Source organism: Aeromonas sp. 600774, assembly GCF_049175075.1.
Taxonomy (GTDB): Bacteria; Pseudomonadota; Gammaproteobacteria; order Enterobacterales; family Aeromonadaceae; genus Aeromonas; species Aeromonas veronii_A.
The window spans coordinates 1-25310 of record NZ_JAAKUJ010000017.1; the positions used below are offsets into that span (position 1 = coordinate 1).

Annotated in this window: 25 protein-coding genes; 7 read left to right on the top strand and 18 right to left on the bottom strand. The window is 59.1% G+C overall.

Annotated features, from left to right (window positions below):
• Positions 1-389: 389 nt before the first annotated feature.
• From G5171_RS17675 to G5171_RS17685, 3 genes are all read right to left on the bottom strand, one after another.
• Positions 390-1436, bottom strand: a complete 1047-nt coding sequence (locus G5171_RS17675; RefSeq protein WP_421244536.1) for an NAD(P)H-dependent flavin oxidoreductase — start codon at positions 1434-1436, stop codon at positions 390-392.
• A complete protein-coding gene (locus G5171_RS17680) occupies positions 1433-1711 on the bottom strand; it encodes a hypothetical protein (protein ID WP_058053285.1) in 279 nt (92 codons plus the stop codon). Before G5171_RS17680 ends, G5171_RS17675 begins: the two co-directional genes overlap by 4 nt.
• A gap of 72 nt (positions 1712-1783) precedes the next feature.
• Complete coding sequence (locus G5171_RS17685; protein ID WP_421260511.1) at positions 1784-2425, bottom strand: ribonuclease T2 family protein; 642 nt, start codon at positions 2423-2425, stop codon at positions 1784-1786.
• A gap of 197 nt (positions 2426-2622) precedes the next feature.
• Between G5171_RS17685 and G5171_RS17690 the strand changes: the two genes are divergently transcribed.
• Positions 2623-3183 (top strand): carbonate dehydratase, encoded by a 561-nt coding sequence (locus G5171_RS17690; protein ID WP_005343397.1) that lies wholly within the window; start codon positions 2623-2625, stop codon positions 3181-3183.
• Between the two features lie 191 nt (positions 3184-3374).
• Here G5171_RS17690 and G5171_RS17695 read toward each other — a convergent pair whose 3' ends face one another.
• A complete protein-coding gene (locus tag G5171_RS17695) occupies positions 3375-4283 on the bottom strand; it encodes an SAM hydrolase/SAM-dependent halogenase family protein (RefSeq protein ID WP_019446189.1) in 909 nt (302 codons plus the stop codon).
• A gap of 198 nt (positions 4284-4481) precedes the next feature.
• Here G5171_RS17695 and G5171_RS17700 point away from each other — a divergent pair, with 198 nt between their 5' ends.
• From G5171_RS17700 to G5171_RS17710, 3 genes are all read left to right on the top strand, one after another.
• A complete protein-coding gene (locus G5171_RS17700) occupies positions 4482-4946 on the top strand; it encodes a hypothetical protein (RefSeq protein ID WP_182963308.1) in 465 nt (154 codons plus the stop codon).
• 156 nt (positions 4947-5102) lie between these two features.
• Positions 5103-6572, top strand: a complete 1470-nt coding sequence (locus tag G5171_RS17705) for a GGDEF domain-containing protein (RefSeq protein WP_421260556.1) — start codon at positions 5103-5105, stop codon at positions 6570-6572.
• A gap of 97 nt (positions 6573-6669) precedes the next feature.
• A complete protein-coding gene (locus tag G5171_RS17710; RefSeq protein WP_421260512.1) occupies positions 6670-7917 on the top strand; it encodes a DEAD/DEAH box helicase in 1248 nt (415 codons plus the stop codon).
• Positions 7918-8000: 83 nt separating this feature from the next.
• On the opposite strand, the gene G5171_RS17715 is transcribed toward G5171_RS17710, so the two are convergent.
• Together G5171_RS17715 and G5171_RS17720 are read right to left on the bottom strand one after the other, a co-directional pair.
• Positions 8001-9272, bottom strand: coding sequence for a hypothetical protein (locus G5171_RS17715; RefSeq protein WP_421260513.1), 1272 nt, complete (start codon positions 9270-9272; stop codon positions 8001-8003).
• Between the two features lie 215 nt (positions 9273-9487).
• Positions 9488-10252: a CphA family subclass B2 metallo-beta-lactamase gene (locus G5171_RS17720; RefSeq protein WP_421260514.1), complete on the bottom strand. Its 765-nt coding sequence runs from the start codon at positions 10250-10252 to the stop codon at positions 9488-9490.
• A gap of 609 nt (positions 10253-10861) precedes the next feature.
• On the opposite strand from G5171_RS17720, the gene G5171_RS17725 reads away from it, so the two are divergent.
• Complete coding sequence (locus G5171_RS17725; protein ID WP_421260515.1) at positions 10862-12262, top strand: Shedu immune nuclease family protein; 1401 nt, start codon at positions 10862-10864, stop codon at positions 12260-12262.
• 100 nt (positions 12263-12362) lie between these two features.
• Here the strand turns inward: G5171_RS17725 and G5171_RS17730 are convergent, their stop codons facing one another.
• Both G5171_RS17730 and aguA read right to left on the bottom strand, forming a co-directional pair.
• Positions 12363-14066, bottom strand: a complete 1704-nt coding sequence (locus tag G5171_RS17730; RefSeq protein ID WP_421260516.1) for an amidase — start codon at positions 14064-14066, stop codon at positions 12363-12365.
• Positions 14067-14203: 137 nt separating this feature from the next.
• Positions 14204-15301, bottom strand: a complete 1098-nt coding sequence (gene aguA / locus G5171_RS17735; protein WP_128834089.1) for an agmatine deiminase — start codon at positions 15299-15301, stop codon at positions 14204-14206.
• A gap of 155 nt (positions 15302-15456) precedes the next feature.
• Between aguA and G5171_RS17740 the strand changes: the two genes are divergently transcribed.
• Positions 15457-16410 carry a LysR family transcriptional regulator gene (locus G5171_RS17740; RefSeq protein ID WP_421260517.1) on the top strand — a complete coding sequence of 318 codons (954 nt, stop codon included), beginning with the start codon at positions 15457-15459 and terminating at the stop codon, positions 16408-16410.
• Between the two features lie 58 nt (positions 16411-16468).
• Here the strand turns inward: G5171_RS17740 and G5171_RS17745 are convergent, their stop codons facing one another.
• Complete coding sequence (locus G5171_RS17745; RefSeq protein ID WP_421251194.1) at positions 16469-17035, bottom strand: TetR/AcrR family transcriptional regulator; 567 nt, start codon at positions 17033-17035, stop codon at positions 16469-16471.
• Between the two features lie 199 nt (positions 17036-17234).
• Here G5171_RS17745 and G5171_RS17750 point away from each other — a divergent pair, with 199 nt between their 5' ends.
• On the top strand, positions 17235-18272 hold the full coding sequence (locus G5171_RS17750; protein ID WP_421260518.1) for an alkene reductase: 1038 nt from the start codon (positions 17235-17237) through the stop codon (positions 18270-18272).
• Positions 18273-18393: 121 nt separating this feature from the next.
• On the opposite strand, the gene rpoS is transcribed toward G5171_RS17750, so the two are convergent.
• The 9 genes from rpoS to ftsB form a co-directional block, all read right to left on the bottom strand.
• Positions 18394-19377 (bottom strand): RNA polymerase sigma factor RpoS, encoded by a 984-nt coding sequence (rpoS, locus tag G5171_RS17755; RefSeq protein ID WP_005335504.1) that lies wholly within the window; start codon positions 19375-19377, stop codon positions 18394-18396.
• Between the two features lie 45 nt (positions 19378-19422).
• Complete coding sequence (locus G5171_RS17760; RefSeq protein ID WP_216979431.1) at positions 19423-20490, bottom strand: LysM peptidoglycan-binding domain-containing protein; 1068 nt, start codon at positions 20488-20490, stop codon at positions 19423-19425.
• Positions 20491-20499: 9 nt separating this feature from the next.
• On the bottom strand, positions 20500-21081 hold the full coding sequence (locus tag G5171_RS17765) for a YqaA family protein (RefSeq protein ID WP_216979432.1): 582 nt from the start codon (positions 21079-21081) through the stop codon (positions 20500-20502).
• Positions 21078-21695, bottom strand: a complete 618-nt coding sequence (locus tag G5171_RS17770) for a protein-L-isoaspartate(D-aspartate) O-methyltransferase (RefSeq protein WP_005335507.1) — start codon at positions 21693-21695, stop codon at positions 21078-21080. Before G5171_RS17770 ends, G5171_RS17765 begins: the two co-directional genes overlap by 4 nt.
• 7 nt (positions 21696-21702) lie before the next feature.
• Positions 21703-22449 carry a 5'/3'-nucleotidase SurE gene (gene surE / locus G5171_RS17775; RefSeq protein ID WP_216979433.1) on the bottom strand — a complete coding sequence of 249 codons (747 nt, stop codon included), beginning with the start codon at positions 22447-22449 and terminating at the stop codon, positions 21703-21705.
• Positions 22430-23488 (bottom strand): tRNA pseudouridine(13) synthase TruD, encoded by a 1059-nt coding sequence (gene truD, locus G5171_RS17780; RefSeq protein WP_040068370.1) that lies wholly within the window; start codon positions 23486-23488, stop codon positions 22430-22432. The genes surE and truD overlap by 20 nt, the downstream gene beginning before the upstream one ends.
• Positions 23488-23964, bottom strand: coding sequence for a 2-C-methyl-D-erythritol 2,4-cyclodiphosphate synthase (gene ispF, locus G5171_RS17785; RefSeq protein ID WP_005335518.1), 477 nt, complete (start codon positions 23962-23964; stop codon positions 23488-23490). The genes truD and ispF overlap by 1 nt, the downstream gene beginning before the upstream one ends.
• Positions 23965-24110: 146 nt before the next feature.
• Positions 24111-24803, bottom strand: a complete 693-nt coding sequence (ispD, locus tag G5171_RS17790; protein WP_279486575.1) for a 2-C-methyl-D-erythritol 4-phosphate cytidylyltransferase — start codon at positions 24801-24803, stop codon at positions 24111-24113.
• Positions 24796-25113, bottom strand: coding sequence for a cell division protein FtsB (gene ftsB, locus G5171_RS17795; RefSeq protein WP_139733643.1), 318 nt, complete (start codon positions 25111-25113; stop codon positions 24796-24798). Before ftsB ends, ispD begins: the two co-directional genes overlap by 8 nt.
• Between the last annotated feature and the right edge of the window lie 197 nt (positions 25114-25310).

The following is a 25310-nucleotide window of genomic DNA, read 5'->3' on the forward strand; positions in this document are numbered from 1 at the left end:
TTTTGCTGCTGCGGGAGTGGCATTCTACTCAACCGCCTTCTCGAGTCAAGCCTTATTTTCAAAGGCTTTTCGAGGTTGCCGACTTGGCTTTCTGCGTTGCCGCTTGCCCTGTCGATGTGGCGCATTATAGAGATCCAGCTCACATTGGCAAGGCTTTACCGCAATAAAATTGCAAAAAAGTGCAATTTATTGGTTATTCATATCAATACACAGCCTTTACACAGACTTACCCACAGCCAGAGGTGGGGTTAGGACGTTTTACACCGGATAAATGCCTCACAAGGGTACTGGCCTGGCACTCATCCATCATCGCCGCACTGTCGCGTCTAACGCGCAGCGCCCTCGGCATCTTCTATATAAAGAGGCGTATAAGGCATATATAGAAGCGCTTATCCCAATCCAGCCTCTTTGGCCCAGCACGCCATCAGCTCGCCAGCGGGAAGATCCCGGCAGCCCGATACATTCTGGCCAGCCCAGAGCGGAGAGAAGCCGCTGTCCCCCGCCTTCTCGGCGGCGGCACGCAGCGGTGCCAGTGCGCCACTGGCATAGGGGAAGTGAGGGGCAAGCTCCGAGAGTAGGCCCAACTCCCTCATCAGACGATTGACGATACCCCGCGCCGGACGACCGCTAAACAGATTGGTCAGTGCCGTCTGCTGGCCCTCTGGTGAATGGATGGCGGCGCGATGCAGCGTCGAGGTGGTCGCTTCATGGCAACAGAGAAAGGCAGTGCCCATCTGCACAGCGCTCGCCCCCATTTGCAACGCGTTGGCTATCCCCTTGCCATCGACGATACCACCTGCGGCAATCACCGGCAGGTCGGTTGCCGCTAGGATCTGCGCCAACAGGGTCAGGGTGCTCTGCTGCAGCGCGAGATCCTCAGAGAGGAAATGACCGCGATGACCACCCGCCTCCAATCCCTGAGCAATGATGGCATCGGCGCCATGGTGAGCAAGCCAAATAGCCTCCGCCACCGTGGTGGCGCTGGCCAAGACCTTGGCCCCCGCATCCTTCACTTGGACAAGCAGCTCGGGCGCGGGCAAACCGAAGTGGAAGCTGACCACCGACGGTCTGAACTCGGCTACCATGGCGGCGTGCACCTCATTGAAGGGGGCACGGCTTGGTGCCGTCATAACAGCTGAATGCTCCAGACCAAACTCTGCGTAGTAGGGTGAAAGGCACTGCTGCCAGCGGGCCAGAGCAACGGGATCCGGTTCCCGTTGCCGATGGCAGAAGAAGTTGATGTTAAATGGCCCAAGGCCGCTTTGGGCAAGTCGCTCCAGTTCGCTGCGCAGCTCCGCTGGCGTGAGCATGGCGGCAGGCAAGGAGCCCAAGCCGCCCGCACGGGTCACGGCCAGCGCCAGCTCGCTTCCCTGCACACCGGCCATCGGCGCCTGAATGATGGGATAACGCATCCCCAGTTCGGTAAAGAGGCTCATCCATTCACCCCGTTTGTCGCATCCGCCGCCAGATGTGCGCGGGCCAGCGCAATGGCGCCGTCGATAGCACTGCGCGCCTGCGGGCTGTTCTGCCAGCAAGTCGAGCCCAGCATGCTGGCCACCAGCTGGACGATATGGGTGGTGTCGGCCTCGGCCAATCCGGCCAGGGTATGGTAGCCCAGCTGTTCGAGCCGCCCGATAACGGTCGGCCCCACCCCTTTCACCCCGAGCAGCAGGGCCCGCTCTGTCGGGCCAAACCGGTTGTTGCCATCCATCTTTCAGACTCCTTTCTGATAACCATGGTTGAACATCAGGCCCGCAAGGGGCCTGATGAAGAGAGTGGAGGCTTAACGCACGCTGCGCAGCAGGAAGTCCGGCTGGCCACAGGAGCGACGCTCACGCTTTTGCATCTCGGCGGAGCAGGTGACCGCATCCGTCCCCTCTTTATTGACGCAGATGTAGATCTCCCGCAGGAAGCGGCCACTATCGGCGCAAGCCACTGTGATGTTGTCGGGAGCCAGCCACTGGTTGGCGCTCGCCAGATCGGCCTTGAGCTGGAAAGTGCTCTTGCGCAGCGGCTCTTCCGGGGATTGATAGGCCGCCGGGATCTTCACTTTCTGGCGCAGGTCGCTTGCCAGCTGATGAAATTGGGGCTGACTCAGGCCGGAGCAGGTGCCGTGCTTCTCCCACTCATGGCGATAGAGGAAACGGCTGGGGTAGAGGCCGGCAAACTTCTGCTCCATGTTGGCGTCGAGCCGTTCGCGGGTGCAGTTGCTGGGGTAACCGCGATCGTACTGGGGCCAGAGCCCGTGCAGCACGAACCCCAGCTTGCGGGAACACTGGTCCCGATCCGCCGGTTTGATGGCACAATGCTCTGGCGACCAGGAGAGCGCCAGCGCATAGTAATCAAAGTCGCCCGCAACCCCTTTGGCCTGTGCGGCCGAGGAGAGCAACAAACCACCCGCCAGCAGGGCAATTATCTTCTTCATCTATATATGTCCATTTCAACCAACTCGGGAATGGCTGCAATGCTCCCATATTCCAGCGCGCGGAAACAGTGCTCCCACCAAGGCTTGCGACAAGGGTCAGACCACTTCTGGGTTTCCCCGGATAATAACGAGGCGTAAGCTGGCATCCTGGCGCCGGGTGCGCCACTGCATCATTTCAAGCAACCACAGGATGTCACATGATCCGCAAGAATCCCTCCGGCCATCTGCCTGTCATCGACGAATCTGCCTATATCGACAAGACCGCCATCATCTGCGGCAAGGTGATCATCAAAGAGAATGTCTTTGTCGGCCCCTATGCTGTGATCCGCGCCGACGAGGTGGATGCCAACGGCGAGATGGAGCCCATCGTCATTGGCGCCAACTCCAACATTCAGGATGGCGTGGTGATCCACTCCAAATCCGGCGCCGCCGTCACCATCGGCGAGTACACCTCCATCGCACACCGGAGCATAGTGCACGGACCGTGCGAAGTGGGAAACCGGGTCTTTATCGGCTTCAACAGCGTGCTGTTCAACTGCCATATCGGCGATGGTGCCGTGGTGCGTCACAACTCGGTGATTGATGGCTGCGATCTGCCGCCGGAGTTCTACGTTCCCTCCACCACCCGCATCAACCAGCAGAGCGATCTGACCCATATTCCGCGGGTTTCGGTGGATGCCGCCGAATTCTCCGAGGACGTGGCTCACACCAATATCGATCTGGTCAAAGGGTACAAGGCGCTCTCCAACGAGTTCTGATCCCTCTATTTCCCGCGGGTTTCGGTGGATGCCGCCGAATTCTCCGAAGACGTGGCTCATACCAATATCGATCTGGTCAAAGGGTACAAGGCGCTCTCCAACGAGTTCTGATCCCTTTCTTTACTACCAGGGAACAAAACGGGCGCCGAGGCGCCCGTTGCTATTTCTATCTCTACTTATATACATGCGGATCAGGAGCACTTCTTCAGGCTGATATGCCAGTTGGCGCCGGATTGCACCTGATGCTTGGCGGCAAAGCTGTCCATGTTCAGCGCCACCGACACCTGCAGCAGGCTGTTGAGGTAGACCAGTGGCTGACCTTCCGGCACGTCACCGAAGCTGCTGACGTAAGGCGCCTTGCCGTCATATTTGACCACATCCCCTTCGCGGATCTTGATGCAGGCGTTATCCCCCTTGTTGATCCCCGCCTTGGTCAGCAGGGCATCGTCGATATTGGTCCAGACGTTGCCGTACTGCACATCGAGGATCGGGATGGTGCCCTTGAGGGTGCCATCTTTCTCGGCTACCGCAGGCTGATAGGGGATCTTCACCACTTCGGCGGGCAGCAGCGGGCCAACCTGCTCGTAGCTGATGGCGCCAGAGGCGAGCCGTGCGCCGGTATAGGCATACACATCGCGGCCATGGAAGGTGTAGGACTTCTCGGAGCCCTTGAGGCGGTTGAGCTTCTCGTCAATCTGGCGCACCGCCTCGATACCGAAGTGCTCGGCCACCAGAGTCAGGGTGCCGTTGTCCGGGGTCACGATGTAGTGGCCGCTCCTGGTCTTGAGCACTACTGACTTGCGCTCGGTGCCGACACCGGGATCAACCACGCTGACAAACACAGTCCCCTTGGGCCAATACTGCAGGGTCTGGTAGAGGCGGTAGGAGGCTTCCCAGATGTTGTAAGCCGGGATCTCGTGGGTCAGGTCATAGAGCGGCAGAGTGCGGTCCACCCCGAAGGCAACCCCCTTCATGGCCGACACGGCGCCATCTTTGAGGCCGAAATCGGTCTGGATCACCAGCGCTTCGTTGGCGGCGGCGATGCCGCTTGCCAGCATGAGAGCGAGCGCGATGGCACGGGGAGCGGTGCGAATATCCATATCTGAACTCCTGAATCATCTGAGGATAACGAAACGGCGAAAGCCATTTAGACATCCAGACTGCCACCAATGGATTTTTTTGCAAGGGGTTTGCAACAAAGTGAGGGACGACTCGCAGAAATTGTGCTCGCCAAACGTCGGCGGCGGGGGTATCAAAGGCAGAATGGGAAAACGTTTACAATACAGGGGCTCAGCACCATGACACAACCCGTACCGGAGATGATAACCCTGCTGCTGGAGATTGGTGAACAGAGCAGTCAGCTCTGGCTGAGCCAGCCAGATGCGGCCCCGTCACACTACCCGCTGGCCTTTGGCACCCACGCCATCCAGCCCGGACCGTTTCGCAATGCGCCACCCACCCCACTCGAACTGGAGCGGGCCATCATGGTGGTGGAGGATGAGCTGATGCGCATCGCCCCGCAGATCCCGCCCGGCTTGCAGCTGACCCTGCGCAGCCAGCCGTCGCTGGCCGAAGTGCTGGGGGACAACCAGCTCGACCGGGATCTGGTGGAACAAGCCTTTGGCCAGCTGGCCGCCATGGCGGAAGGGGATCCCCTCGCAGCCAGCTTGCTGCCCCGCGACGAGCACTTTGCCGCCGTGCTGCTGATCGTCAGGGAGTGGCTGCACCATCTGGCCAGTGAGAGCGTGCTGATCGTGGAGTAGGGATAAATAAGTGGTGAGGTCTTCAGCTTCAGGCAAGGTTTGTCGGTGGATCCTGTCGGGATTTCATTCGCGTATACTTTGCCCGTATGGCGCCCGCGCCCCTATCGGTACTCTAACCAGACACCTATGACCTTATTTTCAGGTAACCCCCCAGCCTTGCGCTGGCCACCGGCGTTTGCTCGCCAGTTCATCGTCAAAGTGGCCGGATTGGCCCTGCTCGCCCTGACCGGGCTGGGCACTGTCTTCTACTACACCTATCTCACTATCCAGCACGACATGGATCTCATCACCGCCAGACAGAAGAACGTGTTCGAGGTCTTCTACCAACGGGCCAAGATCCTCAAGGTGGAGAACATCACCAGCTATCTGGCACAGCACCATCTGCTCGATCAGCCACCGCTCCCGAATAGCGTCGGCAGCGACTATCTCTATGGGTATGACCTCAAAAGCAAATACCGCTTTGCCGATATTCCGCTGCAATACCCGGCAGCCAATATCCTCAACACCTTCCGCTATGCCCTCTCCTATCCGGAGGTGATCAACATCTACACCATCTGGAATGACTACCGGCTGATCGGCATGGTGGCCGACAACAATGTGCTACCCGCCAGACTGGCGCCGATCAAGGTGGATCTGATGACCCTGCCCGCCTGGTATCACTACTTCGGTTGCGCCAGCTTTGCCCCCGGCCGCCCTTTGTGCAGCACCGATGAAGCATTTGTCTCCGATATCGAGATCGATAGCTTCAGCATGCGCAACACCATAGTGATGTACTTCCCCTTCATCCATCAGTCGGGACACGGCGGTTACAAATACGGACTGCTCGGTATCGACATCGCCGTCGATGAAGCATTTAACGATGTACTGCACCCCTTCGACACCATCAACCCGACCCGCACCAACATATCGTTTGAAGCCGCCGAGCCCTGCAGCCCGAGGCATCTCTGCCTGAGCAAACCCTTTATGCGCACCAAGGCGGGGGATGATCTCTATCTGAAGTGGTCCTACAGCTGGTTTGATTTCGTCAAGCTGGCCCTGCATGGCGCAGCATTCAAGGTCTATCTCATCGTGCTGTTGCTGGGCATGGTGGCCTGGAAGCAGATCTACCTGCGGCTGCGCACCCTGGCGCACACCGACCACCTGACCCGGCTGCCACGCAGAGATGTGCTCTGCCAGAGTCTGCTCCACGAGCACGACTACCTGATGATCCTCGATATCGACAACTTCAAATCGATCAACGACACCTATGGCCATGGCGTCGGGGATCTGGCACTGGTTGCCTTTGCCCGCCATCTCAGAAGCAATATCCGCAAGGTGGACAGCGCCATCCGTTGGGGCGGCGAGGAGTTTATCGTGCTGTTCAAGGGGATGGAGGATGACGAGATGATGATCCACTCCGCTGGCCGCCTGCTGGATCGCCCATTGGGGATCCCCGAGCTGCCCACCCCCATCACCTTCTCCGCCGGGGTGATCCGCATTCGCGACTACCTCACCGTCACCGAGGCGGTGCATCTCGCCGATGAGCTGCTCTACCACGTCAAACAGCAGGGCAAGCACAACATCGCCTGCTACGAGGGCAAAAAGATCCGGCTGATCCGCCCGTTGCCGGACGACGCAGAGGCATAGCCGCCTTCTGCCGCTCCCCCTGCTTCTGTTACCATCGCGGCCACGATCACTCACTGCATCGTGGCCGCAGGCCGCGATAACCCCGACTGGTGCCCCTATGTCCACAGCCTCCTTTGCCGAACTGGCCCTCTCCCCCCGCTTGCAGCAGACCCTGACCGAGCTCGGCTATGCCGCCCCCACCCCCATTCAGGCTCGCGCCATCCCCGTCATTCTGGCGGGTCGGGATCTGATGGCGGGGGCACAGACCGGCACCGGCAAGACCGCCGCCTTTGTGCTGCCGCTGCTGGAACAGTTGCTTGCGCAGCCACAAGCAGAGCCCCGCCCAATCCGCGCACTGGTACTGGTGCCGACCCGCGAGCTGGCGGTGCAGGTCGCCGAGAGCGTGGCGCGCTACGGCCAGGGCACCGGTCTCACCAGCACGCAAGTCTACGGCGGGGTGAGTATCGCGGCTCAGGTAGAGGCGCTTCAGGCCGGGGTGGATATCCTGATCGCCACCCCGGGCCGCCTGCTCGACCATCTGCGGCAGGGGGCGCTGAGTCTGGCGGAGCTGCGCCATCTGGTGTTTGACGAGGCGGATCGCATGCTCGACATGGGCTTTATGGAGGAGATCAAGGCGCTGCTAAAACAGCTCCCGGCGGATCGCCAGACCCTGCTCTTCTCCGCCACCTGCGACGACAACCTGTTTGCCCTCTGCAAGGTGCTGCTGCGCGCCCCCGAGCTGATTGAGGTGGCACCGCGCAACACCACGGCGGCCGAGGTGGAACAGCGGGTCTACACGGTGGACAGCGATCGCAAGCTGGCGCTGGTCGAACACATGATCAAAGTGAAAGGGTGGGCACCGGCGCTTATCTTCAGCCGCACCCGACAGGGGGCTGACAAGCTGGCCCAGCAGCTTGGCAAGGCGGGCATCAATGCGCTGGCCTTCCACGGCGATCTGTCGCAAAGCGCGCGGGAAAAAGTGCTGCTGGAGTTTCGCGCCGGCACCCTGCAGGCGCTGGTCGCCACCGACGTGGCGGCCCGCGGCCTCGATATCACGGATCTCAACTATGTGATTAACCTCGAGTTCCCGTTTGTGGCAGAGGATTACGTCCACCGTATCGGTCGCACCGGCCGTGCCGGCAACAAGGGGCTCGCCATTACCCTGTTCAGCCCGGAAGATGCGCCGCTGCTGGAGAAGGTGGAAGCGGTACTCGACACCCGTTTGCCCCAGCAGTGGTTCCCCGGCTTTGAGCCGGATCTCACCCGCTTCGAACCCGAGCCGCGCCGCAATAGCAAGGCGGCTCAGAAGCAGCGCGCCAGAAAGCAGGCCCTCGCTGGCAACAAGGGTGGCAAGGGCAAGCGTTAAGCCTGCCCTGCGCCGCCAATAAAAAACGCCCGCACGGGCGTTTTTTGTTATCTGACAGGGGCCAGCTCTTGGCGAGTCACACCCTAACGGGTCGCCAGCACCAGTGGCAGGGATCGCAAGATCTGCCGCTCCGCCAGGGTCGAGAGAATAAACATCACCATATAGCCAAGCCCCAGCGCCACGATAATCGCCACCACGTTGGCGGTGAATTCGGCCACCAGATAGTAGGCCGCAATCAGCGCCACTATGCCTGCCAGCCGGATCAGCAGGCTCTGGGTAAAGTGGCCGTGAGCCTTGATATAGGCGAGCTGATAGCCGTTGAGCATCATAAAGATAAAGAAGATAGAGAAGTGGAACAGCACCGGCACCGCCCCCACGTAGTCAGCGGGGAAGAACAACAGCACCAGCGGCTTGCCCGCCAGCAGCATCAAGCCAAAGAAGGCCAGACTGACGATGGCGGAGAGGCGGAAGATCCAGCGGCGGATCATCCTGATCTGGCGGTGATCGCGATTGCGCAGATTGACCGCCAGCTCCGGCAGCACAAAGCGGTAGATGGGGAAGACAAACAAGGTGGTCATATAGGTGAAGATGGGGCGCACCACCACCTGAAAATCCCCCAGCTCGTCGATGCTGAAGTGGCGGATGGTGAGCAGCACAGTGATGTAGATCATCAGGATACTGGCCCCCGCCTCCAGCGAGGCGGTAAAGCTCTTCTTCACATAGCTCACCATCTCGGGGCCGAGCGCCACCTTGGCCAGCGGCCTGGTGGCGATGGCCCGACGACGCGAAACATACATATAACCGGCGATGGCGAGTGACGAGAAGGTCAGCCCGTAGAAGAGTGAAGCGAGCGCATCCATCCCGAGCCCAAAGTAGCAGGCCATAAACAGCAGACCGTTGGCCAGCGGCTCCAGCCAGGTGACCCGGTTGGAGAGCGTATACATCCGGTACATGGCCACCAGATTGGTGAAGTAGACCTTGAGCCCCAGCCCGAAGATGACCCCCACCAGTTGCAGATACTCCACCCGGATATGGAGCCCGTGCTTGATATAGGGGATCACAGCTCCCCAGGTGAGCAGCACGATGCCGATGAGGAAGTAGCGGAAGATATTGATGATGTCCCGATCGTTCTTGGTCTGGGAGTAGCTCACCACCATGGAGGAGCGAAAACCTGTCATCAGGATAAAGGAGAGGGAGATCAGATCCACCACGCTGTTGAACAGCGCCAGCTCCCCCTTGGCGACCCACTGCGCCAGCCACACCTTGAAGGCGAAGCCGATAACGATGCTGACCAGCGAGGCCCACATCCCGGTGATAAAGGCCTGCTTGAGGCGCGCGAGAGAGGCGTATTGCATAACGAAAATGGATAACTTTCAGGGAAAAGAGAGAGGGCCATCTTATGAAAGCCTCCCTCCCTTGAACAGCGTTAATGCCACGCACTCACAGCCACCAAAAAAACCGCAAACGCAAAACCCCCGCTTATTTCCTGAAAGCGGGCGTTTTGTGGTGTGCCGTTATGGCTGCTGATTGCAGCAATGGCAAGGCTTGCTGCCAGTCTGTCGCTCAACCCTTATGACTGCGGCACTGCCTTGATCAGCTCTTCATAGTGATCAATCAGCTCGGGGCCGTGCAGCGGCGAGTCGTGGCCGCCAATCACCGTCTTGATCGGCAGCTTCATCGCTTTGAGCCGCTCGATGGTCTGCGGATAGGCCTTCACATTGGCAAAGCTCAGGTTGCCCAGCTTCTCCTTGAGGATGCAGTTGCCATAGAGCACCTGCTCATCGGGGAAGTAGACAAAGATGCCGTCCGGCGTATGGGCCGGGCCCGCGTAGAAGGCGCGCAGCTTGCCCTCTTGCAGCGTGAAGTCACCATCGTGCACCACGTTGGGCTGCACCAGCGGCAGATCCGGGTACTCCGGCAGCCCCTTGCGGGTAAAGGCGACAATCTCGGCCCAGTCGCTCTTCATCAGATCCCGGGTCTGGCGCGTCGCCACCACCTTGGCCCCGATGGACTTCCAGTAGGCGTTACCGCCCGCCCGATCGGTGTGGTAGTTGGTGTTGATCACCTCCAGCACCGGCTTGCTGCTGACCCGTTTGATCAGCTTGTGCAGCTCGCGGGCAGTATCCGGCGTCCAGGTCGCCCCCACTACCGTCACCCCCTTGGCCCCGAAATAGACCATGGAGTTCTCTTTGACGTAGTAGTTGTCCTCCACCACATAGACAGGGCCGCTCACCTGCTTGAGCTCGATCCCCGCCGCCCGCACGCTGCCGCCCCAGAAACTCGCCATCAGCACCACGGCCCCGGCCAATCCACACTTCATCCAACCTTTCATCATCTTGCTCCCTCGAACCAACCGCCCCCTCGCCACCCCTGTGGCAAGCCGGGCCTTTTAAGCAGTGGGCATAAGATATGGGGGATTTGTGAGGGGAAAATGAGGTTGTGTGAAGTCTGGGTGAAGTCAGGGGGATGTCAGGGGAAAGTCCGGAAAAATCGGCAACGACCTCCTGTTCGCGAACGTCCGAATACGCTTCGCTATTCGAACCTGCAACACAAATAGCGGCCCCTCACCCTAACCCTCTCCCGAGGGAGAGGGGATGGTTCGTGCCAATTCCAAGCCACATATATTCACCCGCACCACAGAGCCAACGCACAATCAGCGCAGCATATTTGCCCCCTTCTCCCACTCTTGATCACAAATAAGGGGAGAAGGGCTGGGGATGAGGGGGAGGTAAAACAGTAAGCCCCATCATGTAGGGTCGATTAGCGCAGCGTAATCGTCCGTTTACCGCGAATATCCTGATAGCAAGAGAAGCAGGAAACCCTGAACATCAGCGTAACCTCAACACCCTTACTTTCGCGATCGTCTGAATACGCTGCGCTATTCGAACCGCGGCTCAGTATGATATTGTTCATCAATTATTAATTAATCTTACAAGAGGATTCTATGACAGAACCAGAGTTCAACCTAGATTCAAATGACATATTATCCCCAAACATACATTTAGAGGCATCATATGTAAGTGGGGTAGAATGTAGAGAATTATATATCCAGACCTTTGAAAAATCACCAAGTGAGGTAGGGCAATGGAGATCCTTTCCACAAGAAAATTGGTACCACATTGCAACAATTTACAGTGAGAAAATTGATACTTATCCTGCCTATTTAGCTCCTTACACACAAAGATATCTGACACCAAAGCATGGGCGAATTGCTAAAATAATTTACCAAAGAAACAATGAAATAAAACTCCCCAATGACGCTGATAGTGCATATACGGATGTATTATTAAATACTCCTCGAGGTATCTGTGATGATTTATTTTTTGGTTGCGGCCTATCAAAAGAGTTACTTCAGGTATGGCGTGAGCTATTACTAATTAAAGGCGTTGATACTATTGAAATAGTTGAAAATGGTAAAAGCAATGTCCAAGATAACGTAGTTAAAATTAGTCTATCTCAGCTAAATGAAATCAGGTTAGATTTTAACAGAGCTGACAGACTAAGACGCTCTCGGCTTAGAGCAGCTAAAAAATGGCATGTCAGAAATGAAATCCTCAATGAAATCGATCCCGATTCTTTTCCAAGACTCACTTTCTCAGATGAAAGTAAATTAGTTGAACTTAAGGTTGAAAAGGGTAGACGCAAGGGCGATAAAACTAGACATATAAAAGAAAAAATAGAGGCTGTAAAACAGGATATAGAAAGAATTTCAATCCATGCACCAAGAGAGTTATTTTCTCTACACTCAGAGATAGAACGAATAACCTTATCAGGGATGATCGATAAGTTTGAAATAATGTTACAAAATGATTTATCAGAACCAAAGTGGCAACTATTCTTTGAGGATAATACTTTCGTTCTAACTATGCTTTTTGCTCGCCCTGTTCATCTTTTACACAAACAATTTCATGCAAGACCATCGAATATAAATGGTCTAGGCGATCAAATAGGGGATTTTCTTTTTGGTGAAACGAGTAGAGCTTTAGCTATTATTGAAATCAAAAAACCGACAACAGAATTAGTTAAAAGTGGTGCCCCGTACAGGAATAACGTATATGCGCCACACTATGAAATCAGTGGTGCAATAACTCAGGTTTTAACACAAAAAAGCTCATTACAAAATGAATGGTTTAGACATGCACACTATGATAAATCACTGAGCAACTACAGTTCAGATGTAATCAAGTGCATTGTTCTTGCAGGTAAAAAACCTGCGAATGAAGATAAGTTAAATAGTTTCAATTTATTCAGAAACTCATGTAAAGATGTCGACATCATCACTTATGATGAGCTACTTGAAAAATTAAAGATCTTACTTTCTCATCTAAATCAAAATAACTTGTGAGATTAATAAAAATATCCATGTTATAAAGAAGACACGAAAAACCCACCCGCATAACGGGTGGGTTTTTCATTATCTTCGGACAAACCCGAGATAACAGCACTCAACTCAACGGCGGTGTCCGTGGCGGCACCATACGCTTGCTGCCGGTGGATTCGAAGGCCGAGGCGAAGCGCAGCAGGTTGTTGTCGTCATAGGCGCGACCGGCGAAGGTCAGACCCACCGGCATACCGATATCGGCCATGATGCCCATGGGAACGGTGACGGTCGGCACGCCGAGGTGGCGAATGGCGAGGTTGCCGTTGGCGACCCAGATGCCGTTACTCCAGGCGATATCGGCGGAGGCCGGATTCACATCAGCATCAGCCGGGGCGACGTCGGCGACGGTCGGGAACAGCACGGCGTCGAGCTTGAGCCCGTCCATCCACTCTTCCAGATCCAGCTTGCGGGTCTTCTCCAGCCCACGCAGGCCATCCGGCACTGTGACGATCTCGTCCCAGGATTTCAGGCCGCGCTTGGCCATATTGACGTACTCGTCCATGCCCGCCGCCAGATCGCCCTCGCGGTTCGGCAATGTGCCCGGATCGTGGGGGAAGATCTTCGGCCCATCGACATCGGCCAGCTTGTTCAACTTGGGATCGCCGTTGGCGCGCAGGAAGTCGTCGAACGCCCAGCCGGAAAGCTCCCACAGCTCGTCGTTGAGAAACTCCGGGCTCACGATGCCGCGATTGAACACGGTCGGCGCGCCGGGTCTGTCCCCTTCGCAGTTGGAGACCAGCGGGAAGTCCACTTCGATGACTTCTGCGCCAGCGGCTTCCAGCGCCTTGCGCGCATCTTCCCAGAGGGCAATCACGGTCTCGCGGGTATGGATGCGCTGACCGGTCGGGCCGCCGATGCCGGGGTTTTCGCTGGTACCGGCCAGTTCATCCTTGTTGATAAACATGCGCGGCACGCCGAGGCGCTTGCCCTTGAGGGCATCGGCCTTGGCAGCCAGATCCAGATAGGAAGCCGGACGCACTTCAGAGGCCTTGGGCAGCTGCACCCAGGGCTGCATACGCCACAGATCGCCACGGGTATCGGCATCGTCGGCCACTACCACGTCGAGCACTTCCAGAAGATCATTCATGGTGCGGGCATAGGGCACCACCACATCCATGGTCGGAGTCAGCGGCCAGTTGCCGCGCACCGAGATGACGCCACGGGACGGGGTGTAGGCGCACAGGCCGTTGTTGGAGGCAGGGCCACGGCCGCTCGACCAGGTCTCTTCGGCCAGACCGAAGGCAGAGAAGCTGGCGGCGGTGGCGGTACCGGCCCCGTTGGAGGAGCCGGAAGCAAACGGCGCGGTCAGGTAGTCGGCGTTGTAGGGGCTCTCGGCACGGCCATAGACGCCGCGCTGCATACCGCCATTGGCCATCGGCGGCATATTGGTTTTGCCAAGGCAGATGGCACCGGCGGCGCGCAGGCGCTCCACGGTAAAGGCATCGCGCTGGGCTACCAGATCCTTGAAGGCCGGGCTGCCGGAGGCGGCAGTCAGCCCCTTGACCAGATAGCTGTCTTTGGCGGTGTAGGGGATGCCGTCGAGCGGGCCCAGAGTCTCGCCACGGGCGCGGCGGGCATCGGAAGCCTCGGCCTCTTTCAGTGCATCGGGATTGGCGACCACCACGGCGTTGAGTTTGGTGGCGGTCTCGGGGCCGTTGTAGGCCTCGATACGGGCCAGATAGGCCTTGACCAGTTCGACCGCTGTGGTGCGGCCTGATTCGAGCGCGGCACGCAGCTCGGCAATGGAAACCTCGGTCACTTCGATCATTTAGGATCTCCTGTAAAAGGGTGACTGTTTATCATGATGATCGCCGCATCTGCGCTGGCGCTCATCACACTATCAAGCGATAAAACCCCACTGAGTGGGGTTTTGAATACCAACCTCAGCTGGCTTGGAACAGGTTCTTATTTCCCTGAGGGGATTTGCTGAGTAATGCAGTGAATATTGCCACCGCCCAGCAGGATCTCGCGGGCCGGCACGCCGACCACGGTGTGCTCCGGGAAGATCTCTTCCAGAATGCGCTGGGCTTCGCCATCGGTGGCGGCATCCAGCAGCGGGTAGACGATGCGATCGTTGGTGATAAGGAAGTTCACGTAGGAACCGGCCAGACGGCCTTCTGCCTCGCGCGGCACACCGCTGCCGCTCTCGACACCGGCAGACTCCTCTTCAGTGCAGAACAGCGGGCCCGGCTGGGGCAGCTTCCACACTTTCAGCTTGCGACCCTTGGCATCGACCGCCGCTTCCAGCACCTTGAGGGCGGCCACGGAGCGGGCGTACTGGGGATCGTTCTGGTCGTCAGTCCAGTGCAGGGCCACTTCACCCGGACGCACGAAGCAGCACATGTTGTCGATGTGGCCGTCGGTTTCGTCCATGTAGACGCCTTCGTCCAGCCAGATAAAGCTGGTGACGCCCAGATAGTCGCGCAGGTGAGCTTCGATCTGCGCTTTGGTCAGGTGCGGGTTGCGGTTTTCGTTGAGCAGGCACTCGGCGGTGGTCAGGCAGGTGCCTTCGCCATCGACGTGGATGGAGCCCCCTTCCAGAATCAGCGGCGCATCGTAGCGAGCCATGCCGTGCTGGGCCAGCATCTGGGCTGCGACCTCTTCATCCTGATTCCACGGGTAGTAGAGACCGCCCTTGTGACCGCCCCAGGCGTTGAAGCCCCAATCCACCCCACGGCACTCGCCGGCCGCGTTGGTGACGATGGTCGGGCCGGTATCGCGGGCCCAGCAGTCATCGCTGTTCATCTCGACCAGAGTGACGTGGGCGGGCATGATGGCGCGGGCCTGCTCCATAAACTGGGCTGGCACCCCCATAAAGACCGGGGTGGCGCCACCGATGGCATCGGCCACCTTGGCGAAGGTCTCTTGCGCGAAGCGACCGGCTACGCGCCAGTTATCCGGGCGAAACGGCCAGATCATCCAGACGGCCTGCTGGTGCGCCCACTCGGCGGGCATGGTGAAGCCGTCAGCGGCCGGCGTGGAGTTAATGGTCTTGATGCTCATCGCAAGGCTCCTTGCATGGATTGAGGCCCCCGATTACGCCCGATGCGGCGCGGGAACCCGGAAAAATAACAGTGGGTCGCAGATTAAGACGTTGCGCCCCCATCCATCAAATGAATAGGATGGATTGTCCCATAAACACGGCGAATAATCCCCCCATGAAACTGCACCAGCTCGACCTCAATCTGCTGCTCGCTTTTGACGCCCTGATGACGCAGGGCAGCGTCACCCGCGCCGCCGAAGCGCTTTTTATCAGCCAGCCCGCCATGAGCCACTCCCTTAACCGGCTGCGCACCTTTCTCGGCGACCCGCTTTTGGTGCGCACTCCGCAGGGGATGCTGCCGACCCCGCGCGCCCAGCGGCTGCATCTCGGGGTGCAGCAGGCGCTGCGGCTGCTGGAGCAGCAGCTCACCGAGGAAGAAGAGTTCGAGCCGAGCCATTCCAGGCGCCGTTTCGTGCTCTGCACCACAGATTATGTGGAGTGCGTGCTGATCCCGCCGCTTATTCAGCGGCTCAGACGGCTGGCGCCGGGGGTCACCATCGAGATCCGCATCCTGCGCGACACCCTGCCCGAAGCCGAGCTGGCAAGCGGTGAGATCGATCTGGTGCTGGGGTTTGACGAGTACATGCAGGTGCCGGGGTATCTGGGCAAGGAGACCTGGCTCACCGAACCGCTGGCCGGACTGGTGCGCGCCGATCTGCCCATTGCCAAATCGGCCCCCGCCGGTGCCGAGGATGACCCCTCCCAGTGGATGGAGCGCATCACCTTGCAGCAGCTCATCGCCATGCCCCATGTGTTCCACTCGCCGCTGGGCACCTCGGAGGCGAGCCTCGACCGCTATCTGAAGAGTCAGGGCTTTAGCCGCACCATCTCGGTCAACAGCCAGAGCTATATGTCCGCCGCCGCCATCGTCAGCCAGAGCGATCACCTCTTGGTACTGCCCAGCATGGTAGCCGAGCTGCTCGCCACCCACTGGCCGCTGAAAAGCCTGCCGCTGCCCGAAGACGTGCCGGATTATCACCTCAACTGCGTCTGGCACCCCGTGCATGCCCAGCAACCCGCGCTGGTATGGCTGAAAGATTTGATGAAAGAGCTGGTGGGGCCGAGGTAACCCTCCCGCAAACAACAGTGGCTCCCGAGGGAGCCACTGTTGTTTCTGCGGTATCGCGTTACGCCCGCAGGGCCCGCATCAGCTGGGCGACTACGTCGTCGAGCAGGGGACGATCGGGGCGGCACTGGGCGAAGGTGACCAGCCCTTGCAGGTTGATCAGCAGCAGAGCGGTGAGGGTGCGGATATTGCTATCCGGGGCCAGTTCACCCTTGGCCTGCGCCTGTGTCAGTAACTCGGCTAGATCCTGCTCCAGCTCGCCATAGATCCCCTTGACCCGCTGGGTCAGCTCATCATCCTGCTCGCTCAGCTCCATCATGGTGCGAGTCACCAGACAGGAGCCGCAGAGCGCCTCCCCCACAATCCCGTCGAGATAGGCAGCAAGGCCCGCCAGCGGGCTCGGGTTGTCGAGCAGGGAGCGGCGCAGGGTGCGTTTACCCTCGACATAGTGATCCACCGCCGCCAGCAGCAGGCCGCGCTTGTTGCCAAAGGCGCCGTAGATGCTGCCCGGGTGCAGGCCGGTGGCGGCCACCAGCTCCTGCATGGTGGTCTTGGCATATCCCTTGGCGCGAAACGCTTCCATGGCATTTCGCAGTACCTCGTCCCGATCAAACTCGGCTATGCGCATGGTTCCTCCCGTGGGAAATGGTTCACCGGCAAGGGACAACAGGGCCCGCCGATAAAGAGTGGCTGGAAAGGGCGGCAAGTTTACCCCAGCCGCCCGCTCGGGCCAACCTTCTTGAACGCGCATTCAAAAAAAGCTTGCGCCCGACGCAAAAAACGTCTTGAATGCACGTTCAAGAATAACCCGTTCAGGACAACCTATCATGAATACCCTGTTTCAGCCGTATCGACTCAATGACACTCTGACCCTGGCCAACCGTTTCATGATGGCCCCGCTCACCCGCTGCATGGCAGGCCCTGGTCTGGTGCCGACCGAGCAGATGGCTGCCTATTACGGCCGCCGCGCCGATATCGGCCTGATTGTTTCAGAGGCCGTCATCATCCGCCCCGACGGGCAGGGCTACCCCAATACCCCGGGCCTCTTCACCCAGGCACAGATCGATGGCTGGAAGAAAGTGACCAGCGCCGTACATGCCAAGGGTGGCAAGATCTTCGCCCAGCTGTGGCACGTCGGCCGCCTCTCCCACCCCTTCTTCCATCAGGCTGAAGTGCTGGCCCCCTCTGCCGTGGCGCACGAGGGCACTGTGCCCCGCATGCGCGAGCTGACCTATCAGGTGCCGCGCGCCCTGACCGAAGCCGAAATCGCCCAGCTGGTGCTGGATTACGCTCAGGCCGCTGCCAACGCCATCGAGGCGGGCTTTGACGGGGTGGAGATCCACGGTGCCAACGGCTACCTGATCGACCAGTTCCTGCACCACTCAACCAACCTGCGCAGCGACAACTACGGTGGCAGCCCGGAAAAGATGAGCCGCTTCGCGCTGGAAGTGGTCGATGCCATCAGCGCCCGTATCGGTGGTGATCGGGTAGGTATTCGCCTCTCCCCGGGTGCCTATGTCCATCTGGCGGGCAGCCCGGAAGATCGCGCCGTGTTCGACTACCTGCTGGGCAAGCTCAACGATCGCCCGCTGGCCTATATCCACCTCGGCATCTTTGATGACAACCTCACCTTCGATTATCTGGGTGGGCGCGCCTCCGACTATCTGCGCGCCCACTACAAGGGCAATCTGGTCGGTGTGGGCAACTACGACGCCGAGCGCGCCGCAGCAGCCATCGAGGCCAACCGCTTCGATCTGGTGGCCATCGGTCGTCCGCTTATCGCCAACCCGGACTATCTCGCCAAAGTGAAAAATGGCGAAGCACTGGTGCCCTACGCCGACACCATGCTGGCTGAGCTGGTATAACCGCATCGGCATCGCCAGACGACAGGCAATAAAAAACGAGGGGAGCAGTTGCTCCCCTCGTGCTATTTGGCTGGCGTTATAACCCTGATTAGTTTGTTCCGCTAATCAGTTGGTTCTGGACTCAGTTTGTTCTAAACAGAGCCTCAATAGAGAGCCCCTGGCTCAGCAGGATCTCCCGCAGACGGCGCAGCCCCTCCACCTGGATCTGGCGTACCCGCTCGCGGGTCAGGCCAATCTCGGCCCCCACATCCTCGAGGGTGGCGGGCTCGTAACCCAGCAGACCGAAACGACGGGCCAGCACTTCCCGCTGCTTGGGATTGAGCTCCTCCAGCCAGTGCACGATGCTGCTACGCATATCATCTTCCTGTGACTCCAGCTCAGGCCCCATGCCGCGCTCGTCGGAGAGCACATCCAGCAGCGCCTTGTCGCGATCGCCGCCGATGGGGGTGTCCACCGAGGTGATCTTCTCGTTGAGCTTGAGCATGCGGTTCACATCATCCACCGAACGATCCAGCGCGAAGGCGATATCCTCGGCGGTCGGTTCATGATCGAGGCGGTGAGAGAGTTCGCGCGCAGTGCGCAGGTAAACGTTTAACTCTTTGACCACATGAATAGGCAGACGGATGGTACGGGTCTGGTTCATGATGGCCCGTTCGATGGTCTGGCGGATCCACCAGGTGGCATAGGTAGAGAAACGGAAGCCGCGCTCGGGGTCAAACTTCTCGACCGCACGGATAAGACCGAGGTTGCCCTCTTCGATAAGATCCAGCAGCACCAGGCCGCGGTTATTGTAACGACGGGCGATTTTCACCACCAGTCGCAGGTTGGACTCGATCATGCGCTTGCGGGCTGCTTTGTCACCTCGCAAGGCACGACGGGCGTAGTAGACTTCCTCTTCGGCAGTGAGCAGCGGGGAGAAACCTATCTCCCCCAGATAGAGTTGCGTGGCATCCATCACCTTGTTCAGCTCAGGTGCCAGCAACTCATCGGAGATAGTCTCGTCCGCCTCGGCGGCTACCTCCTGCAACTCTTCTACCTCGTGAGATTCGGGTTCAGCGTCAAACTCTAACTCTGCATCCTGCATTACCAGTTGTTCTTGGCTCATGGTGTGTCTCCCTGACGTTACCAGAGTAAGACGGTCTCTCTGGGGTTAACGCTTTGGCAAATAGCTCATCGGATTGATCGACTTGCCTCTGTACCGGATCTCGAAATGCAATCGCACATCCGGCGCGTCCGTGCTACCCATGTTGGCAATGACCGATCCCCCCTTGACGCTGTCCCCTTCCTTCACCCGCAACTCGTCGTTGTGTGCGTAGGCGGAGAGATAGTCATCATCATGCTTGAGGATAATCAGCTTGCCATACCCCCTTAAAGCACTGCCAGCGTATACCACTTTACCGCTGCTGGCGGCGTAGACGGGTTGCCCCTTCTGGCCGGCTATGTCGATCCCCTTGTTACCCTGTTCTGCAACAGAGAACCCCTCGACAATCCGACCTTTTGCGGGCCAGTGCCAAGCAAGTCTCGACTGGGAGTTGTTTGTTTTTTGTTCTTTGACCTGAGCGTATTCCTTCGGTGCTGCCGGAGCAACGGATTTCTGAGAGATGAACGGCGTGGTCTGACCAGATCCGCTAGGCTCGGCCAACGGACGCGGACCGCTGCTCGGACGGCTCACGGCCACCGGCGTCACGGTTGTCGGACGAGTCACAGCCACCATCTGGGTTGTGTTGCCACCGGACTGTACATTGAGCACCTGACCCGGTTGCAGCGCATAAGGGGCGCTCAGGTTATTGCTCTGGGCCAGCGCCTGCGCACTCATGCCAAACTGGCGACCGATGCTGCTCAGGGTATCGCCGCGACGTACCTGATAGGTCCCCGTACTGCGGCTGCTGCCAACACTGGCACTGGAGCCATCGAGGCGCAGCCGCTGCCCCGGATAGATGTTGTAGGGCGGGCTGATATTGTTGAGGCTGGCCAGTGAGGGCACATCATTACCGGAGTTAAAAGCGATGGAGTAGAGAGTATCCCCCTTCTTCACCACATAGCTGCCGCCCTGAATAGGGGCGCTGACCTGGGCACCACTATGGCGAGCCGGAATGGTCGAGACGAACTGATCATCACCGACCCCATCCACCGGAGCTGCAGTTTTACTGGAGGAGCAGGCAAGCAGCAGCCAGGACAACACCACGACACTGCTTCCCTGCCAAATACGCGAACGCATAATGGATCCTTAACGACTAAACCAGAAATAGGCCACCACGGCCAGACCAATACAGAGCCAACCGAGCACATCTACATAGTGCATCAGTTTGCGTTCCATCTTCTCGCCCCCCCAACGCATCAGGCCAGCAACCAGGAAAAAGCGCATGCCACGACCGATGAGGGAGGTGATGATGAAAGGCAACAGAGCCATTTGCAACAACCCAGCCGTCACGGTAAACACCTTGTAGGGGATCGGGGTGAAGCTGGCAATGAAAATGACCCAGATCCCCCACTGCTCAAACCAGTGGCGGGCGATCTCGATCTTTCCCTGATAGCCAACAGACTCCACCAGTGGCAGCACCACCGGATCCCACAAGGCGTAGCCAAGGGCATAGCCAAACAGCGCACCCAGCACCGAGAATACGGTAGCCAGCGTAGCGTAGTGCCACGCCTTGTGCGGCTTGGCGAGCGCCATCGGCGCCAGCATCACATCCACCGGGATCGGCCAGAATACCGATTCGATAAAGGCGGTGATGGAGAGATACCAGGGAGCATGCTTGTGGCGGGCCCACTGCATCACCAGTACATACAAACGGGAAAACAACTTCACTCAACATCTCCGTCAATCAGGGGAACAAAACGTACCGGCTCCAGAATTCGGCTGGTCAGCTGGGAGCCGGATCGTTCAATCAGCTGCAGGGTCTGCTGACTGTCACCGACAGGCAACACCAGTCGCCCCCCTTCGGCCAGTTGATCGGTCAGTGCCGTCGGGATCTCGCTCGCCGCGGCCGTCACCAGAATGGCGTCATAAGGCCCCTTGTTGGGCCACCCCAACCAGCCGTTGCCGTGCTTGGCCGAGACATTGTGCAGATCGAGCTGGCGCAGCCGGCGCCGGGCCTGGAACTGCAGCGACTTGATCCGCTCAACGGTATACACATGCTCCACCAGATGGGCGAGGATCGCCGTCTGGTAACCCGAGCCAGTGCCAATCTCCAGCACATGGGCCGGATTGTTTTGCATCAGTAACTCGGTCATTCGCGCCACCATATAAGGCTGCGAAATGGTCTGGCCGTGGCCAATGGGCAGGGCGGTGTTGTCCCACGCCTTGTGTGCCATGGCCTCGTCCACGAATAGCTGACGTGGCACTTTCGCGATGGTCGCCAGCACGCGAAAATCGCGAATATCCTGTGCAATGAGCTGATTTAACAGGCGCTGTACTATCACACCACCCTCATCCCTGCAGATCTAACCAAGCCCCCAGACCGGCGAGACTGTCATAGGCAGTCATGTCGATGGTCAGAGGGGTAATCGAGACATAGCCCTGCTCGATGGCGGCAAAATCGGTACCTTCACCGGCATCCTGCTGGCTGCCGGGAGGGCCAATCCAGTAGATGGGCTGGCCACGGGGATCCTCGGTATGGATCACCGACTCCGCCCGGTGGCGATTGCCAAGGCGGGTGGTCTTGATCCCCTTGATCTGTTCGAGGGGCAAGTCCGGCACGTTGACGTTGAGGATCTGATCGGCAGGCAGGGGGTGTTTCATCAGCCCCTTCACCAGCAGTGCCGCATAGTGGGCCGCCGTGGCGAAGTGGGTCTTGCCCACCAGCGAGATGGCGATGGAGGGGTAACCAAGATGGCGCCCCTCGGTGGCCGCGGCGACCGTCCCCGAATAGATGACATCATCTCCCAGGTTGGCGCCGTGATTGATGCCGGCCACTACCATGTCCGGCTCCGGGCGTACCAGCTCGTTGACTGCCAGATGCACGCAGTCGGTCGGCGTGCCTTTCACCGCATAGTAACCGCTTTGGGCAATGTGTGTGACCCGCAGTGGTACTTCCAGCGTCAGGGAGTGACTCGCACCGCTACGGTTGCGATCCGGCGCCACCACAATGACCTCGCCACAGGCGCGCAGCGCCTCGCTGAGGGCTCTAATGCCCTCGGCATGCACACCATCATCATTACTGACCAGAATTCGCATCGGTCTGATTCCTGAAACCATGATCGGCCTCTTCGGCCTGCATTAACTCGCGCACCACGCTGGTGGCAAACGCGCCCGCCGGCAGGAAGAAGGAGAGGGTCAGCGCCTCGCCGTCCAGCTGCCAGCTCATCTGCTCCGGCTTGAGTAGCAGGGGGCGCCTGTCCTGCTCCAGCCCGGCTTTCTCCAGCCCGTCACACCAATCGCTGTAAGGAGCCAGCACGCCCTGTTCGAACTCGGCAGCGGCACCCTGACTGGCCAGACGGCCACGGCCCCACTGGGGCGCGGTGAGCTGCACATCGCCGGAGGCGAGACGCGCTTCCAGCTCGGGGGTCACGCTCTCTTCGCTGAAGATGGAGTGGCTACCCTTGAGCATCACGCAATCACCGGCCAGCAGCTGATGGGCCAGCCCCTGCTCGATACGGGCGCTGACGATGGCGTTGAACAGCATGCTGCGGGCGGCAGAGAGGTAGAGGGAGCGCTTGTTGCGATCCTTGATCCGCTTGCCGGCAAACATCGCCTTGGCCGCTTCCAGGTTGTTGCCATCGCGGCCAAAACGCTGCTCACCATAGTAATTGGGCACGCCCTGAGTGGCGATGGCCTGCAGGCGCGCTTCCAGCCCGTCGGCTTGTTCCAGACCGGTGAGACGCAGGGTGAAATGGTTGCCCTTGAGGTAGCCGACCCGCAATTTGCGGTTGTGACGCCTGGCTTGCAGGATCTGGATGCTGTCGCTCTCGATGACCGACAAGTCCGGCTCGGCCTTGCCCGGCAGATGAATGCCAAACCACTGCTCTGTCACCGCGTGGCGATCCTTCAGGCCCGCCCAAGTCACCGCATTGCGGTTGACCCCGGCCGCATCGGCCAGCAGACCCGCTACCCAGGCGGTGTTCTCACCGGTTTTGCGCACCCGGACGAAAATATGCTCCCCTTCCCCGCAGGGCTCGAAGCCGAGATCTTCATTGACCACGAAGTCGGCGGCCTCGGCCTTGAGGATACCGCGGGCGGTGGGCGCCCCGTGCAGATAGGCAAGTTGTTCCAGCATTATTGTTTCACCAGTAGGACGACGGCTTCGGTGGCGATCCCTTCCTTGCGCCCCGTAAACCCAAGCTGTTCGGTGGTGGTCGCCTTGACGTTCACCCGGTTCAAATCACATTGCAGATCGGCGGCCAGCACGGCGCACATGGCGTCGATATGGGGCGCCATTTTGGGGGCCTGGGCGATGATGGTCACATCCAGGTTGCCGATGGCATACCCCGCCTTCTGTACCCGGGCAAAGACATCCCGCAGCAGGATGCGACTGTCGATCCCCTTGAACTCGGCAGCAGTATCAGGGAAGTGACGACCGATATCACCGGCACCGATGGCCCCCAGCAGGGCATCGCTTACCGCGTGCAGCACCACATCGCCGTCGGAGTGGGCAACCAGCCCCTGCTCGTAGGGAACCGGCACGCCACCCAGCATGCAGGGGCCAACACCACCAAATTTATGGACATCAAAACCATGACCAATGCGCATCATCAGCGGCAACCTCCCAACATGCTGAAACCAACCCCATCAATTTTGTGTACGTCCACACCATGTCCAATCCGGATCATGCTAACTCCTTGTTCGGGCCTGTTTGTTCGAGACACTCTGCTCTGAACGGTCTGTTCTGACTGAGGGGCTTATGCCTGCTGGCTTAAAAACAGCCCCGCCAGCGACAAGTCTTCCGGCCGGGTCACTTTGATATTGTCGGCGCGCCCCTCCACCATCCGCACCGAGAATCCGGCCCGCTCCATGGCGGAGGCCTCGTCGGTGATGGTGGCGCCCAGCAGCAGCCCCTCTTCGAGCGCCCGCTTCAGGGCACGGGTCGGGAACATCTGCGGCGTCAGGGCATGCCAGAGCTGCTCGCGCTCGACGGTGGCGATGATATTGCCCTCCCCATCGGAGCGCTTCATGGTATCGCGCACCCGACTACCGAGAATGGCGCCGCCGCAGTTCATGGCCGCGGCAATCAGCGCATCGAGATCGCCGTGAGTCAGGCAGGGACGGGCCGCATCGTGCACCAGCACCCACTCCCCTTGCGCCACATGGAGACCATTGAGGACGGAAAAGGCGCGTTCGGCGCCTCCCTCTACCCGCACAATTCGCGGGTCGGCCGCCACGGGCAGGGCCTCGAACCAGCGGTCATGGGGCGCCAGCGCCACGATCACCTGGGCGATGGCCGGGTGGGAGAGCAGCCTCTCCAGGGTATGTTCGAGAATGGTTTTACCCGCCAGTTGCAGGTACTGCTTGGGACAATCAGCCCCCATCCGACTGCCGATACCGGCGGCAGGGACGATCGCCGTCAGGCCGGATACCCGGCTGGCATCAGTCATCGTAGGGCTCATCGTCCGGCGCTGTCTCTTTGTCTTTCTCTTTGGGGATGATCCGGTAGAAGGTCTCCCCCTGCTTGATGTAACCCAGATCGTTGCGCGACAACTCCTCGATGGCCTCGAGGCCAGAGGTGAGATCATCTATCTCGCGGTAAATGAGGTCGTTACGATCCTTGAGAGTCTGGTTGTCCCGCTGTTGCTGCGAGATGGCCTCCGACAGGCTCTGATAATCGGATAGCCCGTTCTTCCCCAGCCAGAGGTCATATTGCAGTCCCCCCAGCAGGAGGATCAGGATCAGGGTGAATAGCCGCATGCACTAGGTCTCCTTCAGGCGGCCTAGTGTCCCATATTCGGTGCCAAGACAAAAGAAAGCGAGCACCCGGGAGCCACCGGCCGAACATAAAAAAGTGCCCAAGAGTGAATCAGATAGCACAAAGCCCCGCCAAACCGGTGCAAGGATAGCCAACCAGGGCGCTCCTTGTCCGGGGGCGGGGCTCTCAATCAGAAAGC

Bases quoted from the DNA above. Each gene is read 5' to 3' on its own strand.
- G5171_RS17675 (WP_421244536.1), bottom strand. From the start codon at position 1,436: ATGAGCCTCTTTACCGAACTGGGGATGCGTTATCCCATCATTCAGGCG.
- G5171_RS17680 (WP_058053285.1), bottom strand. From the start codon at position 1,711: ATGGATGGCAACAACCGGTTTGGCCCGACAGAGCGGGCCCTGCTGCTC.
- G5171_RS17685 (WP_421260511.1), bottom strand. From the start codon at position 2,425: ATGAAGAAGATAATTGCCCTGCTGGCGGGTGGTTTGTTGCTCTCCTCG.
- G5171_RS17690 (WP_005343397.1), top strand. From the start codon at position 2,623: ATGATCCGCAAGAATCCCTCCGGCCATCTGCCTGTCATCGACGAATCT.
- G5171_RS17695 (WP_019446189.1), bottom strand. From the start codon at position 4,283: ATGGATATTCGCACCGCTCCCCGTGCCATCGCGCTCGCTCTCATGCTG.
- G5171_RS17700 (WP_182963308.1), top strand. From the start codon at position 4,482: ATGACACAACCCGTACCGGAGATGATAACCCTGCTGCTGGAGATTGGT.
- G5171_RS17710 (WP_421260512.1), top strand. From the start codon at position 6,670: ATGTCCACAGCCTCCTTTGCCGAACTGGCCCTCTCCCCCCGCTTGCAG.
- G5171_RS17715 (WP_421260513.1), bottom strand. From the start codon at position 9,272: ATGCAATACGCCTCTCTCGCGCGCCTCAAGCAGGCCTTTATCACCGGG.
- G5171_RS17720 (WP_421260514.1), bottom strand. From the start codon at position 10,252: ATGATGAAAGGTTGGATGAAGTGTGGATTGGCCGGGGCCGTGGTGCTG.
- G5171_RS17725 (WP_421260515.1), top strand. From the start codon at position 10,862: ATGACAGAACCAGAGTTCAACCTAGATTCAAATGACATATTATCCCCA.
- G5171_RS17730 (WP_421260516.1), bottom strand. From the start codon at position 14,066: ATGATCGAAGTGACCGAGGTTTCCATTGCCGAGCTGCGTGCCGCGCTC.
- aguA (WP_128834089.1), bottom strand. From the start codon at position 15,301: ATGAGCATCAAGACCATTAACTCCACGCCGGCCGCTGACGGCTTCACC.
- G5171_RS17740 (WP_421260517.1), top strand. From the start codon at position 15,457: ATGAAACTGCACCAGCTCGACCTCAATCTGCTGCTCGCTTTTGACGCC.
- G5171_RS17745 (WP_421251194.1), bottom strand. From the start codon at position 17,035: ATGCGCATAGCCGAGTTTGATCGGGACGAGGTACTGCGAAATGCCATG.
- G5171_RS17750 (WP_421260518.1), top strand. From the start codon at position 17,235: ATGAATACCCTGTTTCAGCCGTATCGACTCAATGACACTCTGACCCTG.
- rpoS (WP_005335504.1), bottom strand. From the start codon at position 19,377: ATGAGCCAAGAACAACTGGTAATGCAGGATGCAGAGTTAGAGTTTGAC.
- G5171_RS17760 (WP_216979431.1), bottom strand. From the start codon at position 20,490: ATGCGTTCGCGTATTTGGCAGGGAAGCAGTGTCGTGGTGTTGTCCTGG.
- surE (WP_216979433.1), bottom strand. From the start codon at position 22,449: ATGCGAATTCTGGTCAGTAATGATGATGGTGTGCATGCCGAGGGCATT.
- truD (WP_040068370.1), bottom strand. From the start codon at position 23,488: ATGCTGGAACAACTTGCCTATCTGCACGGGGCGCCCACCGCCCGCGGT.
- ispF (WP_005335518.1), bottom strand. From the start codon at position 23,964: ATGATGCGCATTGGTCATGGTTTTGATGTCCATAAATTTGGTGGTGTT.
- ispD (WP_279486575.1), bottom strand. From the start codon at position 24,803: ATGACTGATGCCAGCCGGGTATCCGGCCTGACGGCGATCGTCCCTGCC.
- ftsB (WP_139733643.1), bottom strand. From the start codon at position 25,113: ATGCGGCTATTCACCCTGATCCTGATCCTCCTGCTGGGGGGACTGCAA.